Annotated in this window: 17 protein-coding genes; 7 read left to right on the top strand and 10 right to left on the bottom strand. The window is 65.0% G+C overall.

Translation table 11 applies throughout. From position 1 onward, the window contains the following. Positions 1–6: 6 nt before the first annotated feature. The 6 genes from ACR9ZC_RS05165 to ACR9ZC_RS05140 form a co-directional block, all read right to left on the bottom strand. Positions 7–1,008 (bottom strand): SDR family oxidoreductase, encoded by a 1,002-nt coding sequence (locus tag ACR9ZC_RS05165; protein ID WP_481579396.1) that lies wholly within the window; start codon positions 1,006–1,008, stop codon positions 7–9. 45 nt (positions 1,009–1,053) lie between these two features. Next, positions 1,054–1,611, bottom strand: a complete 558-nt coding sequence (locus ACR9ZC_RS05160) for a DUF3005 domain-containing protein (RefSeq protein ID WP_481579395.1) — start codon at positions 1,609–1,611, stop codon at positions 1,054–1,056. 100 nt (positions 1,612–1,711) lie between these two features. Continuing rightward, positions 1,712–3,340: a GMC family oxidoreductase gene (locus ACR9ZC_RS05155; protein ID WP_481579729.1), complete on the bottom strand. Its 1,629-nt coding sequence runs from the start codon at positions 3,338–3,340 to the stop codon at positions 1,712–1,714. A 4-nt stretch (positions 3,341–3,344) separates the two neighbouring features. Next, complete coding sequence (locus ACR9ZC_RS05150; RefSeq protein ID WP_481579394.1) at positions 3,345–4,037, bottom strand: gluconate 2-dehydrogenase subunit 3 family protein; 693 nt, start codon at positions 4,035–4,037, stop codon at positions 3,345–3,347. Continuing rightward, on the bottom strand, positions 4,034–5,047 hold the full coding sequence (locus ACR9ZC_RS05145) for a hypothetical protein (protein WP_481579393.1): 1,014 nt from the start codon (positions 5,045–5,047) through the stop codon (positions 4,034–4,036). Before ACR9ZC_RS05145 ends, ACR9ZC_RS05150 begins: the two co-directional genes overlap by 4 nt. A gap of 16 nt (positions 5,048–5,063) precedes the next feature. After that, on the bottom strand, positions 5,064–6,215 hold the full coding sequence (locus ACR9ZC_RS05140) for an enolase C-terminal domain-like protein (RefSeq protein ID WP_481579392.1): 1,152 nt from the start codon (positions 6,213–6,215) through the stop codon (positions 5,064–5,066). Positions 6,216–6,517: 302 nt separating this feature from the next. Here ACR9ZC_RS05140 and ACR9ZC_RS05135 point away from each other — a divergent pair, with 302 nt between their 5' ends. The 6 genes from ACR9ZC_RS05135 (at position 6,518) to ACR9ZC_RS05110 (ending at position 12,346) form a co-directional block, all read left to right on the top strand. Further along, entirely contained in the window at positions 6,518–6,772 is a 255-nt protein-coding gene (locus ACR9ZC_RS05135) for a hypothetical protein (RefSeq protein WP_331569182.1), read from the top strand. A 3-nt stretch (positions 6,773–6,775) separates the two neighbouring features. Next, positions 6,776–7,732, top strand: a complete 957-nt coding sequence (gene coxB / locus ACR9ZC_RS05130; RefSeq protein WP_481579391.1) for a cytochrome c oxidase subunit II — start codon at positions 6,776–6,778, stop codon at positions 7,730–7,732. A gap of 84 nt (positions 7,733–7,816) precedes the next feature. Next, entirely contained in the window at positions 7,817–9,778 is a 1,962-nt protein-coding gene (gene ctaD, locus ACR9ZC_RS05125) for a cytochrome c oxidase subunit I (protein WP_481579728.1), read from the top strand. A gap of 1 nt (position 9,779) precedes the next feature. After that, positions 9,780–10,466: a cytochrome c oxidase subunit 3 gene (locus tag ACR9ZC_RS05120; protein WP_481579390.1), complete on the top strand. Its 687-nt coding sequence runs from the start codon at positions 9,780–9,782 to the stop codon at positions 10,464–10,466. A gap of 22 nt (positions 10,467–10,488) precedes the next feature. Beyond that, positions 10,489–10,914, top strand: coding sequence for a hypothetical protein (locus tag ACR9ZC_RS05115; RefSeq protein WP_481579389.1), 426 nt, complete (start codon positions 10,489–10,491; stop codon positions 10,912–10,914). Between the two features lie 94 nt (positions 10,915–11,008). Beyond that, positions 11,009–12,346 carry a cytochrome c gene (locus tag ACR9ZC_RS05110; protein WP_481579727.1) on the top strand — a complete coding sequence of 446 codons (1,338 nt, stop codon included), beginning with the start codon at positions 11,009–11,011 and terminating at the stop codon, positions 12,344–12,346. 323 nt (positions 12,347–12,669) lie between these two features. Here ACR9ZC_RS05110 and ACR9ZC_RS05105 read toward each other — a convergent pair whose 3' ends face one another. Continuing rightward, a complete protein-coding gene (locus ACR9ZC_RS05105; RefSeq protein ID WP_414720216.1) occupies positions 12,670–13,197 on the bottom strand; it encodes a PRC-barrel domain-containing protein in 528 nt (175 codons plus the stop codon). 123 nt (positions 13,198–13,320) lie between these two features. Then, positions 13,321–13,530 carry a hypothetical protein gene (locus ACR9ZC_RS05100; protein WP_481579388.1) on the bottom strand — a complete coding sequence of 70 codons (210 nt, stop codon included), beginning with the start codon at positions 13,528–13,530 and terminating at the stop codon, positions 13,321–13,323. Between the two features lie 131 nt (positions 13,531–13,661). Between ACR9ZC_RS05100 and ACR9ZC_RS05095 the strand changes: the two genes are divergently transcribed. Beyond that, positions 13,662–13,994 carry a chemotaxis protein gene (locus ACR9ZC_RS05095; protein ID WP_481579387.1) on the top strand — a complete coding sequence of 111 codons (333 nt, stop codon included), beginning with the start codon at positions 13,662–13,664 and terminating at the stop codon, positions 13,992–13,994. Positions 13,995–14,006: 12 nt separating this feature from the next. Here ACR9ZC_RS05095 and ACR9ZC_RS05090 read toward each other — a convergent pair whose 3' ends face one another. Together ACR9ZC_RS05090 and ACR9ZC_RS05085 are read right to left on the bottom strand one after the other, a co-directional pair. Then, complete coding sequence (locus tag ACR9ZC_RS05090; RefSeq protein ID WP_481579386.1) at positions 14,007–14,801, bottom strand: creatininase; 795 nt, start codon at positions 14,799–14,801, stop codon at positions 14,007–14,009. After that, positions 14,798–16,243 (bottom strand): purine-cytosine permease family protein, encoded by a 1,446-nt coding sequence (locus ACR9ZC_RS05085; protein WP_481579385.1) that lies wholly within the window; start codon positions 16,241–16,243, stop codon positions 14,798–14,800. The genes ACR9ZC_RS05090 and ACR9ZC_RS05085 overlap by 4 nt, the downstream gene beginning before the upstream one ends. Positions 16,244–16,323: the final 80 nt, after the last annotated feature.

The raw sequence follows: 16,323 nt of genomic DNA, 5'->3' as shown, positions 1-16,323 counted from the left end.
CGATCGTCAATGGGCGCGCCGCCGCAACAGCATCGCGGCGAGCGCGACGGCCACCGTGGCGCTCAGCGCGGCGCCGCGGTGCGTATCGAGCCACAGCGTGGCGCTCGTCGTTTTGGCTTGCGCATCGAATGCGCCGCGCGTTCTATGTCGGCCGGCCACCGGCTGCCAAAGATCGACGGGACGTGCCGGGTCCGCCGCGGTGTCGCGCTGCTGTGCCTCATAGGCGTTGCGCGCGAGATACCGATCGAGGCAACCCGGTGCTAGCTTGTTCGCAACGATCGCCTTGATCGAAGACAGCCCTACCCACAACTCGCGCTGCGGATGCGTGGCGGCGTGAACGATGGCGCGTGCGGCGACCTCGGGCTGATAGATAGGCGGTACCGGACGCGGTGCGCCGGGCATGCGGTTCAGTGCCCAGTCGAACTGCGGCGTGTTGAGTGCCGGCATTTGGACCATCGTTACGCGGACCCGGCTTTTGTCGTGCAGCAACTCGCAACGCAGAGCATCGGTGAAGCCGCGAATCGCGAACTTCGCGCCGCAGTAGGCCGATTGAAGCGGAATCGCGCGATAGGCGAGCGCCGAGCCGACTTGCACGATCACGCCGCGATTACGCGCGCTCATGCGCTTCACCGCGGCCATCGTGCCCCAGACGTAGCCGAGGTAGGTGACTTCGGTCACGCGCGCGAATTCGGCCGGGGCGATATCGGCGACGGGCGAGAACACCGTCACCATCGCGTTGTTGACCCAGACGTCGATGGGGCCGAGCGTGGATTCGATTTGCGTGGCGGCGGCTTCGACGGCCTCCGCGGTGCTGACGTCGAGCGCGATTGACAACGCGCGCACACCGCGCTCGCGCACCTCCTCGGCCGTTTGTTCGAGCGCGCCCGGGTCGCGCGCGAGCAGCGCCACATCGGAGCCCAGCCGCGCGAATTCGAGCGCCGCGGCCCGGCCGACGCCCGCACTCGCGCCTGTGACGACGACTACTTTCGGTATGCGAGAGCCGAGCATCGAGATATCCGTTTCGTCCGTTGATGGGGGCGTTCGTCGCCGCGCTCAGTTGCCGATGCGATCGAGGGTGAAGACTTGCTCGGCGTGCGTCCCATGGCGATCGGGAATAGCGATGGTCCCGCGAGGGACGACCTGCCAGCCGGCTCGCGTGGCGATAACGGGCATTGTCCCGCCCATGCGCGAGTCCCAGTCGACGAGTCCTTCGGACGGCACGGGGATACTGTCGTCGAGCGAGGCGTTCGAATAGATGACGTTGTCTTGCCATTGCGAAGCGCCACGTCGCGCTTCGAGACCCTTGCCGTCGGTGTCGACCGTATCGTCGGTTGCGGCCATGCCCGCATTGTCGACCGAATGGATTCGGGCATTGGCCCGCGCGACGGGGTCGCCCGTGTCTTCGGACGCTTGCCGGTGGAGAGCGGGCAGCGGCGCAGGCTCTTTGGCCGCGACGGTCTGTGCCGATGTGGCGTGTCGCGCGGAACCGAACTCGCGTGCCTGCGTTGCGGCGTCCGGCGATGCGCCGCCGGCTGCTGGAGTCTTGGCGGGGCTCTTCGCCGCGATCTCGTTTTGCTGACTCTGGGTCGGGTTGTGTTCGTTGTTTTCCACGATGCAGTCCTCCGCTGGAAGTTGCGTCCTGCTACATAAGACAAGACGACGCAACGATCGTGCCGCTCGGATCTGGGCCTGTAATCAGCGCGAACAGGCCCTATAGTTCGCCGCGTCCCCGCATGGCGGCGATGCGGTCGGCCGTGCGGCACGCGATGGCCTGAATCGTCAGAGACGGATTGACGCCGCCTACCGTCGGAAAAACGGAGCCATCGCAGATCCAGAGATTGGGGATATCCCAGCTTCGGCAGTCCGCATTGACGACGCTCGTGCGCGGATCGTCGCCCATGCGGGCGGTGCCGTTCAGATGGCAAGTGTCGTCGAGTTGGCGCCAGACCTCTTTCGCGCCGGCGGCAACGAGCGCATCGCTCATATAGTCGAGCGCGTGGCCGATGAGCCGTTTGTCGTTCTCGCATAGGGAATGCGTGACGCGAGCGATAGGCAATCCGAGCGCATCCTTTTCCTCGGCGAGCGTGACGCGGTTGCGCTCTTGCGGTAGCGTCTCGCCCACCATCTTCAGCCCGGCCTGATGGTTGTACTTCGACATCTCCTCGTGCAACGCCTCGCCCCAGAGCCCACGGCCCGTTTGAACGTAGGCCCATACATGAGGCAGCGGCCCCTGGCTCATATAGCAATAACCGCCGAAGAAATCCTTGCCCTTGTCCTCGTAGTTCCAATGCTCGGTCAATGCGAGCGACGGCGGCCCCTTGTACCAGCGAATCTCGTCGTCCATGACGCCCCACGCTGCTTGATTCGCCTGCACCATCAGGTTTTTGCCGACGAGGCCCGAGCGATTCGCGAGCCCCTCCGGGAAACGGGACGTCGCCGACATCAGCAGCAATCGCGGCGTCTCGATCGCATAGCCGGCGACCACGACGTTGCGTGCCCGCTGGAACTGCCAGCGGCCTTCGCGGCAATATTCGACACCGGTCACGCGGTCGTCGCTGCCGACATCGATACGCCCGACCATCGCCAGATCGCGAATCTCGGCGCCGGCGGCCACGGCGCGCGGAATCCAGGTGACGAGCGCGCTCTGTTTCGCGTTCGTCGCGCAGCCCGATACGCAGAATCCGCGATACACGCACGGGTGCGCCCGGCCGCGCGGCGCGGACAGCGTGGCCAGCGGCGTCGGGGTCCAATCGATGCCGAGCGCTTCGGCGCCGCGCGCCAGCACCAGCGCGGGCGCATTCAGTTCGTGGGCGCGGTAGGGGTAACGAGGTCGGGGCGGGCCCCACGGATAGCGGACCGGCCCCGAAATCTTGAGGGCCTCTTCGACCTCCGTGTAATAGCGCCACATCTCGCGCCAATCGAGCGGCCAGTCGGCGCCATAACCGAGCAACGTGCGCGACTTGAACCATTCGGGCCGAAAGCGCAGCGAGACCATTGCGAAGTGCACCGTGCTGCCGCCGACGGCTCGCCCGCTGTTGTTGCTGCCGAGTTGGAGCGGATCGTCGCCGTCGCAGATGCGCTCCTCGGTCCAATAGAGTTTGGCCTGATGCGTTTCGTCCGATGCGAACTCCTCGAGCGGACGCCACCATGCGCCGGCATCGAACGCGACGACCGAGAACCCGAGTTCGGCAAGCCGGCAGGCGAGCGTGCCGCCACCCGCACCCGTACCGACGATGGCGAAATCCACGGGCTCGTCCTGAGGATACTCGCGCATCGGCACCCAGCCGCCGATCGTGAAGACGTCGGGCGCGCGGCCGTTTTTGCCGCGCGGCGTGTGCATGGCTTCATCGAACACGGCCGTTCTCCCGACGCGCGTTCTCCTCTTGTCCCGGGCGGGCCTCCACGGGCTCCCACGCATCGCGTCTGTTCGCCTGCATGCGGACGTACCCGCGCGGATTGGCGGGCCCGCCGAAGCCGATCTCGCTCCATGCGTGCGGGTGCGAGTAGTAAGCCGAGGCGATGTCGACCATCAGACGCAAGCGGAAGAAAACGTCGCTGCCCATGCCCTGCCATGCAGGGCTTTGCAGTTCGCCCGTCTGCATGCGGCGAAGGACATCGCATTGCGCGTTTTCGTCGATATCGGCGAATGCGGCGCCGTGCAACGTCTGCGATTCGGCATCGATCGCGGCGAGCGCGATTCTCCATGCCTCGCGCAGTGGGGGAAGGCGTGCGTCGCGATATCCGTCGCGCGTATCCTGGTCGAGCCGCGTATCGACGAGGCCCGCTACCGGTATCCGCGGCGCTGCGAAGCGCCGATGCGCAACGTCGACCGACGGGTCGAGCGATTGCGGAACGATCACGGCACACAGCGCCTGCAATGCGCGCCATTGCGTGTCGTTGCAAAAGCGCGGCGCGTTGGGTTGGGCGAGGCGTTCATCGATGACGGCACGCGTGACATCGTCCCACGACGGGGTGTCGCGCAGCTTCAGTACGTCGTAGCCGGGGTAGGGCGACGCAAGGGGGTGTTTCGGGTTCATCGCTCGGTCTCCCGGAGGCGAAGCGCGGCCAGGCCGGCCGTCGCGAGCGCAGTGAAGCTCGGCGGGGCGGGCAGGGGCGGTCCGCTCAATACGTTTTGCGACCAGTTGCGCCAGCCGCCGTGATAGCGCGCCACGCCGCGTGCGTGGAACGCCACGCCCAGCGCGCCGAGCGCGGCGGTGACGCGCAGCCACGCGCGGGTCCACCAACGTACGCGCGGCTCGCCGAGCGCCGCGCGAGCCAGCAACGCTGCCGCAACGGGCGGCACGGCGACGGGCGCATACATGGCCCGATGCTGAAACGAGCCCCGAAAATGCAGCAACGCAACTTCGCCGACAGTCCCCACCAAGCCGACCGCACTCAATAACGCGAGCGCCTTGCCGGCGGGCAGCCCGAACAGACGCGGGTCCTCGAGCGGTTCGTCGCGCAGCGTCTCGCCGACGGCGCCGAGCGCGCCCGACAGCAGTAGCGCCATCGGCGCGCCGAGCGGCGCACCGTAAAAGAGGTTGTGCCAGCTCCAGCCGCCGGGACGTTTGGTCACGTTATAAAGATGAAAGCCGGTACCGGCGATGCCAACGCCGGCAGCGGCCAGATAAATCGCGCGGCGTAGCCCGTGCGTGCTGGGCGCTTCATCCGTGCCGCCATGTACCCCGGCAGCGAGACAGAGCGCGCCGGCCGCGAGCGGAACGAACATCGCCGGGTTGGCATAGGAGCCGCGATAGTGTTCGATGGCCGAATCGGTCAGCGCCGACCAGGCAAGCAATGCCGAGCTGCGGTTGAAGCTGCGTGCGGCGGCAATATGCGTGGCGATTTGCGAAGCGGGAACGCGCCTGGAGCGCTCGTCGTGCCGCGCCTGGCTCGGTGCGGGCACGGCGCCATCGCAGGTGTCGTTTTCTGAGCGACCGGCACGGTGCGGGAGCCGGCGTTGGTTCGTCTTCGAATGCGACGCGGCCGCGGCAGCGAGCGCCACGACGCCCAAGGCGGCAAGCCATCCGTGGTTCGATCCGTTCATCGGGTTGTCGGCTCCTTCATACCGCGAAACGTTGCGCGTCGCGGTGCTTGAATTCGAGGCCGCACCCCGGGCGCGAGAGATCGGGCCGGATGACGCCGTCGCGCGCGACGGGCGCGCCGTCGAACAGCATCGCTTCGATGCGCACATGGTCGTGAAACCACTCCACATGACGCAGGCCAGGTGCCGCGGCCGCGACGTGCAGATGCAGCGCCGGGGCGCAGTGTGCGGACAACGGGATATGCCATGCGTCGCAGAGCGCGGCCGCTTTGAGAAAGCCGCTCACGCCGCCGCATCGGCTCGCGTCGGCCTGCATTACATCGACTGCCTGCGCTTCGAGCATGCGGCGGAAATCGTCGGGGTTATAGGCATATTCGCCCGCCGCGATGTCCATTGCCGGCGGTGCACGGCGTCGCACCGCGTGCAGCCCGGCGAGATCGTCGGAAGAAACGGGTTCCTCGAACCAGGTGACGTCGCATTCGGCGAAGCGCTGCGCGCAATCGAGTGCGGATTTGACAGAAAGCGCGCCGTTCGCATCGACGAACAGCGCGGCGGCGTCGCCGATCGCCGCGCGCGCGCATGCGACGCGCTCCGGATCGCGGGCCGGCTCGCTGCCGACTTTCATCTTGACGGCGCGGCAGCCGTTCTCCCCCACCCATCGTTCGAATTGCTCTCGCAGCTGCACGTCGCTATAGCTCGTAAAGCCGCCGCTGCCATAGACCGGTACGGCTTCGCGTATCGGTCCGCCGAGCAATCGTACGAGCGGCAATCCGGCGAGTCTCGCTTGCAGGTCCCACAGAGCGCAGTCCACGGCCGAAATGGCCGTGGCGGCGACGCCGGCGCGGCCGATGTTGCGCACGCGGCGCCAAAGCCGCTGCGTGAGCGCACGCACGCAGCCCGCGTCGCCATGAAGCAGCTCGGGGGCGAGCGTTTCGCGAATCAATGCGGCGGCGCAGGCATCGGTGTACGTATATCCGATACCGGTGCAACCGCCTGCGTCGATCTCCACGACGATGAGCGTCGTGGCATGCCATTCGAACGTGCCATCGGCTTCGGGCGCATCGGTCGGTATCGTGAAGGCGTGCGCGCGGACGGCCGCGATCGGTGTGTTGTCGCGGCTTGGTGCCTTCGGGGAGTCAGCACGGCGTGTGGAGTGGTCGGCAACGCTCATTTTCAGCGGAATCGGTAAACGCTTACCCAACGCCACCGACACGCAAGGGGCATGCCCCGCTGGGCCGGCCCCGCTGCGCCGGCCCAGCGGGAGGCCCCGCCGCGAGGCCAGGGGCGCGCGAGGCGGCCCGGGCATGAACGATGCGGCGCACTGCGTGGCCCCCGGCGCCGATCCGCGAGTTACAGGCTGCCGGTGGTCAACTTTTACAGACGATGGCAATGGTCATGCACGGCTGCGTTGCGCGTGTCGTCAGGCATGTGCCATGCGCGAATCGCAGGATCCTTGACGAGGGAGGATTTGCCATGAGCAGCGATACGAGCAAGAAGGGCGAGCAGTCGAAGCACGAGGAGGACCTCATCGACAAGTCGGTCGAGGATACCTTTCCCGCCAGCGACCCACCCGCCGTCGGCGGCACGACGAAGATCGGTTCGAAAGACGATAAAGGGGGCAAGGATCGCGATAAAAGCGACAGCACCCCCAACGGCAGCGAGGATGGCACCGGGGGCAGCGAAGACAAAGGCACTGCCGCACCGACAGGCCGTCCCCCCGCACGCTGAGCGATGAAGACGGCGCCGCTCGAATACCTGGCGCATGCCGCCGGGCCGGCGAGCTTGCCGACGCAACGGCTCGAGTGGGCGCTCATCGCGCTCGTGAGCGCGGTCATGATCGTCGTGGCCGCGCTGCTCGTAGCCGCGCTCATGCGTCGGCGCCGGAGCGGGCGGCCCGATGCGATCGGGGCCGAAGCGGGGGGCATGTCGTGGATCTACATCGGCACGGGGGTGTCGTCGCTCGCGTTGTTCGCCACATTGATCTATGTGATGGCGACGCTCGAATCGGTGGCCGCGCCGCGCGTGGCGCCCGCGCTGCAAATCGATGTCACGGCTTATGACTGGTGGTGGAAGGTCGAGTACCCGTATGCCGACGATGCCTCGCGCAGCTTCGCAACTGCGAACGAAATTCATATCCCCGTCGGCGTACCGGTTCAGATCAAGCTGCGCAGCGCCGACGTCATCCATGCCTTCTGGGTTCCGCAATTGGCCGGCAAGACCGAGATGATCCCCGGCCAGATCAACGAGCAGTGGATAGAGGCCGATGCGCCGGGCGTCTATCGCGGGCAATGCTCGCAGTTTTGCGGCGCCCAGCATGCGCATATGGCGTTCGAGGTCGTCGCGCAGCCGCAGGCGGAATTCGATGCATGGCGGCGGGCGCAGGCGCGCGGCGCGTCGCCTGCCGCTCAGTCGGCTGCGATCAATGCAGGCAAGCGTCTGTTCGGCGAGCGCTGCGCCGGATGCCACGCGGTTCGCGGCACCGATGCGGCGGGCGCTCAAGCGCCCGATCTCACGCATCTGGGCTCGAGACGGTTGATCGCCGCCGGGCAGTTGCCCAACACCGCTGCCAATCGGCTCGATTGGATCCAGCATGCCCAGCGCATCAAGCCCGATTCGATGATGCCTTCGATGGCGCTGTCCGCCTCGGATGCGAGCGCGCTGTCCGCCTATCTGGCGACGCTTCACTGAACCGGGACTCAACGAGGAACAAGCGAGAGATAGCCGATGTCCGATACGCCCGCCCCTGCATTGTCCGGCGATTCGCCGGAAACCATGCGGCTTTCGAGGCCGCTCGTGCGCGAGTCCATCGATGCCGACCGTGCCGAGCGCCTTGCCGAAATCTGGGAAACGCGGCGTGGGTGGCGGGGCTGGTTTTCCACTGTCGATCACAAGACGATCGGCCTGCGCTATCTGGTGACGTCGTTTCTCTTTCTGTTGCTGGGAGGCGTCGAAGCGCTCGTCATGCGCGTGCAGCTCGCCCAGCCGAACGCGACCGTGCTCACGCCGGAACAGTACAACCAACTGTTCACGATGCACGGCATCACGATGATCTTTCTCTATGCATCGCCGGTGCTGTCGGGCTTTTCGAATTTCCTGTGGCCGCTCGTACTCGGTGCGCGCGATATGGCTTTCCCGCGGCTCAACGCGTTTTCCTATTGGGTTTTCGTGTTCGCCGGCATCTTCTTGTATGCGAGCTTTCCGCTCGGCGAGGCGCCGAATGCGGGTTGGTTCAATTACGTACCCCTATCGGACTTGACCTACGATGTCGGGCCGAACATCGATGTCTATTCGCTGGGCATGGTGCTGCTCGGCATTTCGACGACGGTGGGGGCGGTCAATTTCGTCGTTACGCTGCTGAGAATGCGCGCGCCGGGCATGTCGATCGATCGCATTCCGGTGCTCGTATGGGGCACATTGACCGCATCGGGCGCCAATCTCTTCGCGGTGCCGTCCGTGAGCCTCGCGTTCCTCATGCTGTGGCTCGATCGCCGTATCGGCACGCATTTTTTCGATGTCACCGCCGGCTCGCATGCGCTCTTATGGCAGCACATGTTCTGGATCTTCGCGCATCCGTGGGTCTATGTTGTCGTGCTGCCGGCCATGGGCATCGTCTCCGACGCGCTGCCCGTCTTCTGCCGGCGGCCGCTCGTGGGCTACGGGCCCGTGGCGATATCGACTGTCGCGACGATGGTGATCGGCTTCGTCGTCTGGATCCACCATATGTTCGCTACCGGCCTGCCGCCGCTCGCGCTGTCGTTTTTCGGCGCGGCCAGCATGGTGATCTCGATTCCGAGCGCCGTCGCAACGTTCGCATGGATTGCGACGATCTGGACGGGACGCCCCGTTTTTCGCGTGCCGTTTCTGTACTTCGCCGGTTTCGTACTGCTGTTCGTGATCGGCGGCGTCTCGGGCGTGATGACGGCTGCCGTGCCGCTCGACTGGCAGTTGACCGATACCTATTTCGTCGTCGCGCATCTGCATTACGTCCTGATCGGCATCAATGTGTTCCCTGTAGTCGGTGGCATTTATTTCTGGTTTCCGAAATTCACGGGACGGATGATGAGCGAGCGGCTTGGACGGATCACGTTCTGGCTCATGTTCGTCGGCTTCAATCTCGGGTTCTTCCCCATGCATATCGCCGGGTTGCTCGGCATGCCGCGGCGAATCTATACCTACGGCGCCGATATGGGCTGGACGACCGTCAACTTGCTGACGTCGATCGGCTCGTTCATCTTTGCGCTCGGTATCGCCGTGTTCGTCGTCGATGTGCTGTATAGCCGCAAGCGCGGACCGATCGCAGGCAACAATCCCTGGGATGCGCCGACACTCGAATGGACCGTTCCTTCGCCGCCACCGCCTTACAACTTCGCCGTCGTGCCGACGATCGCCAGCCGCCATCCGCTGTGGGAAGGGCGAATGCAAGGGGAAGGCGGCGATGCCGGCGAAGCGCCGCGCTCGCGCCTCGCCGATGGCTATATCCTCGATCAGGGGCGCGAGGCGCTTGGGACGACCGCGCTCGAAGCCGCACCGTATGTGATTCTGAAGATGCCGGAAGACTCGTACGCGCCGTTTTGGCTCGGCCTCACGGCAGCGCTCTTCTTCGCGGGGCTGGCATTACATGCCTGGTATTTCGCCGGCCTCGCGCTGCTTGGCGCCGCCGCAACGATCGTCGTTTGGCTGTGGCCCGAACGCCGATTGATGCAGCGCGAGCCCGAACCCGTCGCGAGGCACTGACATGGAACAGCCTCCACGCTCTTTCGCAGGAAGTTCGGGACCCGCGTGGGACGGGGCCGAGCAGAGCGAGGCCGAGAGCGCCTCCGCGGCGACGCTGCGACCAGCCGGCACCAGCGTACCCGTGGGTAGTGCCGGCAATCGTTCCAGCGGCTGGCTTGGCTGTCTGATGCTGATCGCGACCGAGGGCGCGTTGTTCGGCTATCTGATCTTCACTTATCTGTACCTCGCGGTGCAGACCACGCGGCATTGGCCGCCCGAGGGTTTGCCCAAGCTTCCGCTCGGTGCAATCAATACGTTGATTCTGCTGTCGAGCAGCGGGTTCGTCTGGTATTGCGAGCGCATGGTGCGCCGCGCGCGTCTGCGAGCTGCCGTCGTATCGATGACGATCGCGATTGTGCTCGGCATCGTATTCGTAGGCATTCAGCTCCACGAGTGGCATGGTCACCCATACGGGCCGCTCGCCAATCTGTACGGGTCGCTTTATTTCACGATCACCGGCTTTCATATGGCGCACGTGCTGATCGGCCTCGTGGTGCTCGCCTTGCTGGATGCATGGACGGCGCTCGGATATTTCGACGAGCGACGGTGCGCGGCGTTGACGATCGGCAGCATGTATTGGCATTTCGTCGACGTGGTATGGCTCTTCATTTTCACTACGATCTATTTGACACCTTATTGGATCGGATAACGGTTCGTCGATGGTGGCTCCGATGGCAGACAGCGCGAATGAACAACGTGTGATCGGCGAGACGCCCGTGGCACCGTGGCGCGTTTTCGTTGCAATACTTGCCGCACCGGCGGCATGGACGCTGCAGGTCTGTATTGCGGAGGCGCTCGTTGCGCAAAGTTGTTTTCCCTACGATGCGCCGATGCGCGCATCGTATGCGGGCGCGGCGCTTCGCGCTGTCGTCGGCATCAGTGCCGCTGCGCTGGTGGTGGGCGTCGCGGGAGCATGCTTGTCTTGGCGCAACTGGCGCCGCCTCGCCGATCGAGCGAACGAAGCGCCCCCGCGCGCCGACCGGACGTTATTGAACGGCGAGGCGTTCGTTGCCAAGGTCGGGTTCATGTCCAGCCTGTTGTTTCTCTTCGCGCTCGTGGCAACCGACGTTGCCGTCGCCCTCGTTTCCGGGTGTTGAAATCATGAACAAGGGAACGGCGCAATTCGATCGGGGTCTGGGCGAAGCGGTTTGCGCGCTGCAACTGGCCCGGGCTGCGCGCGGCGTGGCGTTCATGCTCGCGTTCGCCGCGGGGATCGTCTTGCCGTCGCGCCTGGCGCTTGCCGACGCGGCGCCTGCTGCGCCCACGCCGGCGCCCGCACACCCCGGGAGTGCCGATTCGCAGTTGGTCGCGCGCGGCGCGTATCTGGCGAAAGCGGCCGATTGCGCGGGATGCCATACGGCGGCGCCTGCGGGGAATCCGCCGCAGCCTTCAGCGCCATTCGCGGGCGGGCTGCCGGTGCGCTCGCCGTTCGGCATCATCTGGTCGAGCAACATCACGCCGGATCCGGAGGCTGGAATCGGCCGATACCGCTACGAGGATTTCGTTCGAGCTGTGCGCGACGGTATTGCGCCGGGCGGAAAGCATCTCTATCCCGCGATGCCTTATCCGTCGTTCGCGAAGATCAGCGACGACGACATGCGGGCGCTTTACGCCTATTTCATGCACGGCGTGCAGCCGGTGCCGAAGCGGCCGCCGCAAACGCAGTTGCCGTTCCCGTTCAATCAACGTTGGGCGCTCGTTTTCTGGAACGAGTTCTTTGCGCCGCACGAGCGATTCAAGCCGGACGAGAATCGTGGCGCTGCGTGGAATCGCGGTGCCTACCTCGTACAGGCGCTCGGACACTGCGGGGCGTGCCATACGGGGCGTGGCCCGGCTTACGAAGAGCGCGGCTATAGCGACAAGGACCCCCTGTTCTTGACGGGCGGCACCGTCGATCATTGGTTCGCACCGAACCTGACGGGCGACCCGGCTTCCGGGCTCGGGCGGTGGTCGGAGGCGGATATCGCATCTTTCCTGAAGCGTGGACACGGCGCCGGTGCGGCGGCTTTCGGCAGCATGGTCGAAGTCATCGAGAACAGCGGGCAATACCTCACCGATACCGATCTCGAGGCGATCTCGACCTACCTGAAGACGCTTGTGCCGCGGCGGCGCAATGGGCTTGCCGACACCGATCCGGCCAAACGTCAGCGTACCGTCGATGTGTTGCGCACGGGTGCGATCAATCAGCCGGGCGCGGGACTGTACCGGGGTTTCTGCGCGCGTTGCCATCATGACGACGGAATGGGGGAGCCGGGTAAATACCCGCGGCTTGCCGGTAGTGCGGTGGTGCTGGCACCGGAGACGACCTCGCTCGTACGACTGTTGATCGAGGGAGGATCGACTGCCAAGACCCAGGATGGACCGAAGCCTCAGGAGATGCCTGCGTTCGGCGGCAAGCTCACCGATACGGAAATGGCGCGCGTGCTGACGTTCGTGCGCAACGCCTGGGGCAATCAGGCAGCGCCCGTCACGCCGCGCGAGGTTCGCGAGCTGCGGAGCGCGATTGCAAAGACGGCGGCGAGCAAGTGACCCGGGTCATGCGTCGGATTTTCGCCGAGGGAGTGTTCAATGAAAGCGTATGCGCGAGCGGCGCGATGGATAGCATTGCTTTGGGCGGGCGTTGCTGCTGCCCAGGGGACGGTGATGAACGGCGATTCGTCCGGTGCGGCCCGTAAGCCCGGTACGCAAGGCGCCGTTGGGACGGCGGGCGCATCGGCTGCGAAACGGGCCGCGCCGGCTGCGGGCGCCTCGGAGGGCGCGTCGCAATCAAGAGCGGGGAAGCACGCGAGCGAGGCCGCGAGCCCCCAATGATCGACTGACGATCACGAGGGGCCGTTAGCCGTCACAAGCGGTCAAAGCTTGACCCCGCCGGACTCCGGCGCATCGGGGTCGAGATCTTCCGCGCCGACACCGCGCCCGCGCTCGTACTCGTCGTCCGCCCCGAGCTGCTGCCAGTACGGCTCACGCCCGTAGTACTGGTGCAGCGAAGTCGCCCACGTCCGATCCGCCATCGTCGGCCAATGATCCTTGTCGAAGCCCGGGGCGTTTTTCACGCGTTCCGACGACAGCGAAAGCAGAAAACACTTGCGAGTCGTGTCCAGCGTCAACGCGCTCCACGGAATGGCCATCAGCTTGTCGCCTATCCCGAGAAAACCGCCCGACGACATCACGACATAAGCGATACGCCCGGTCTGCACATCGAGCATGATCTCCTTGACCTTGCCGACTTCCTCGCCATCGGTGCTGAGAATCTTGTCGCTATCGAGTGTGCTGGCAGCCATCACCTCGGGCCCCGGACCCGCTGAGGTTTCGCTGCCCTTGCCCACGATGTGGGCGCCCATCGACGGTGTGGTCGTGGATGAAGACTTCTGAGTACGCATGGCGTCCTCCTTTTCAGTGTCGTATCGAATCTGCCGCACGCTGCAAATTTCGCCTGCGCGCGCTCGCGCCGGTCACGGCCGGCGCGATGACCGTTCAAGCAACGATCGTTCCTTCATGCGGTGTCAACGGCGAGTTTTCCCGCCGCCGTCGATCCCGCTGCCGGTGCGCCAGACCGCCTTTCCAGCTTCCGACAGTTGTCCGCTGCTATGCGTCTCGTCGGGTTGTGTCCCTTCCTCGGCCATCTTCCCTCCAGGCGGTTCGAGAGACGGCAACGATCGGCCTTTTCGCGTCGCAACGCGTTCGTCCTGCGACCGGCCGGCGTGTGCTTTCATGAGGTGCCTCCTGAGCTAGTGAGAGTCGCAACTCATTCATGCCGCATCGATCGTGCCGGCCTCGCCGCGGGGGGCAGGCGCGCTCGATGCTGACTTGCTGGATGAACGTTCACCTCGATAGGAGAAAGCCCATGAGCAGCACGCTCGATCCAGACAATCCGCTCCCGGAACGCGATGAAAGCGGGGCGGAAAAGGGCCGCGATACCGGCGCGCTCGGCCCGAGCGATTCTTCCGACAGCGGCAGCGACATTGCCGGGGCAAAACGGCACGACTTCGATCGGGATACCGAACTCGACGAGCACGCGCTGGAGACGGGAGATGCCGAACTCGCAAGTGATACCGATCGGGCCGGAACCGGCGAGCGAGCGTCGGCGGACGGCGACTCGACGCTCGAGGAAGATGCGGATATCTCGCCGGATCGCGTCGACAGTCCCTTCGAACGAGGTACCGACACCGAGCCATGACGCGCAACGGCGCTACAGCGCGGACTGCGTGCGCCGTTGCTCGTCCAGAACAAACTCATGGCGTACAGCCGTCGCCATGCCGGCGACCACGTCCGCGACCAGCAACCGCCCCTTCTCGCTCGTCGAATCCTTCGCGGACGACAGGACGCCGCTCGACGGAACCCACGCGGTACGGGCCGGATACATATCGTAGACCGGGAATTGCGCGGGGCCGTGCCCCGGGATTCGGTCGAGCGAGACCAACTGCGGATAGTAATGCAGCATCATCGACGTCTCGATCACCGCGGCGTGCTCGAGCGCGATGCCGGGAAAGCCATCCGGAAAAACCGCATCGAGTGTTTCCTTGCGACAGAACTCCCAATGCTCGGCCCGCATGACTTCCATGCCGCCGTGCTCCCCGATCTCACGCATCGCGAGTTCGATCCCTTCGGTGACGAACCACTGGTTCTCGAAATGTCCGACGACGATCGCGAGACGCCTGACACCGTGGCGGTGGAATTCGCGTACCGCGTCACGGATCAAGCTGCTCAATGTCGCGCCGTCGACGCTGGTCGTGCCGCAGAAATGCTGACCGCCGCCGCTTCTCGGTTGCGATTTATAGCCGTATGAGATTGCCGGCGCCACGATACCGCCCACCTCGCGTGCCACGTCTTCGCAGATCGCGCTCGCGAGCAACGCATCGGTGCCGAGCGGAAGATGGGGCCCGTGTTGTTCCGTCGCGCCGCACGGGAGAAATACGACCGATCCGGCTTTGACGCGCTGCTCGTATTCCATCCACGTCATGTTGTCCATGCGCACGGGGTTCATGTCGAGCTCCTGTTGTCGACGAGCGGCGCCTGTGACGAGCGAATCTGGCGCCGGCCGAGATGAAGGAGGTAGTAGCTTCCGCCACCGACGGCGAGACCGGCGAGCCATGAAAGATCGATACCGCCCCTCGCGATGGCGATGGGTCCTTGCATCGATTCGATGCTCCCGATCTGAAAGAGCCACGCTGCGAACACACCCAATGACAACGCGACGACACCGGACCATTTGATGTCTCCGCAGCCGCTGACGGTGTGGTGGCGGTATAGCGCATCGACATCGATGCTGCCGCGACGGATCACGAAGAAATCCACGAGGACGATTCCGGCCCACGGTGCGATCCATACGACGAAGAACACCATCGCGTCTTCGAATGTGCTCGCGAACGTGCCTGAGCGCAGGAACAGATAGAGGATCAGAAGCCCGACGATGCCGGAGCCGACGGAAACGGCCCACCGCGGAACGCGCAGATCCAGCGACAGCGTAGCAAGCGCGGCCGAATAGATGACGACGATATTGGTCGCGACCGGGCCGTGGACGAGCACGAGCAGCACCGGAAGCGCCATCGCACCGAACGCGGCGACGATGAGCTGGGACGGATCGGTGCTCGTGCCTGCCGACGCGATCGCCGCCCCCAATAGCGCGAGCCAGACCGTCGGCAGGAACATGCCGAGCGACGTTGCGCGAAAGACCTGCCGGCTGCTCAACGTCGGCTTCGTGAAGCGGGTGTAGTCCGATGCGTAGACGAGCCACGAAATTCCCCACCCGATGCCGATCGCAGTCATCAGCTTGCTCATCGCGGATAGCTTGCCGATCCCATGTGCCGTCGACACATGCCAGTGAATGTCCACGTGCGTGAAGGCGAGCACGGTCATCGCGACCATGATGGCCAGCACGAAAGGCATCGTGTACCGCTCGAAATAACGGATCGCGTGAAAACCCCATGTCGCGATGCCGACTTGAATCACCATGACTGCGACGGCAATGGCATATTTGAGTTCGATGCCGCCGCCGATACCCATGCGATCGAGCGCCGCAACGGCGAGATCGAGCACGATCCACGTATTGATCGCCACCCAGCCCATCGGCATCAACACCTGCATGAGGGTGGGAAGCCAAGCGCCACGCCGGCCGAATGCCAGCCGCGAGAGCACCATTTGGGGAACGCCGCAGCGATGCCCGATCACGCACATGGCGCCGAACAACGCGCAACCGAGCACGTTGCCGATCACGATGACGAGAAGCGTCTCGACGAGACTCAAGCCGAGCTGGATGCCGATCGCGCCGAGCACCCAATTGATCGGTGCGACGTTTGCGCCGGCCCAGATCCAGAACTGGTCGAGCTGCCCCGAGGTTCTGCTTTCGTACGGCACGGGTTCGATACCATGCACATCTAATGTGCTACCGGTGCGCTCCTGCGCTTGCAACATCTGATTGTTCGACACGGCTGTCTCCTCTTCGAACGCTACGCTGAATCGTTGAGTACGTATTGGAGCGAAGACAAATAAACGGCGAAACCGATGAT

This window comes from Trinickia sp. HAY1-2D (assembly GCF_056754935.1).
This window is presented reverse-complemented; position numbering and strand designations above follow the sequence as displayed.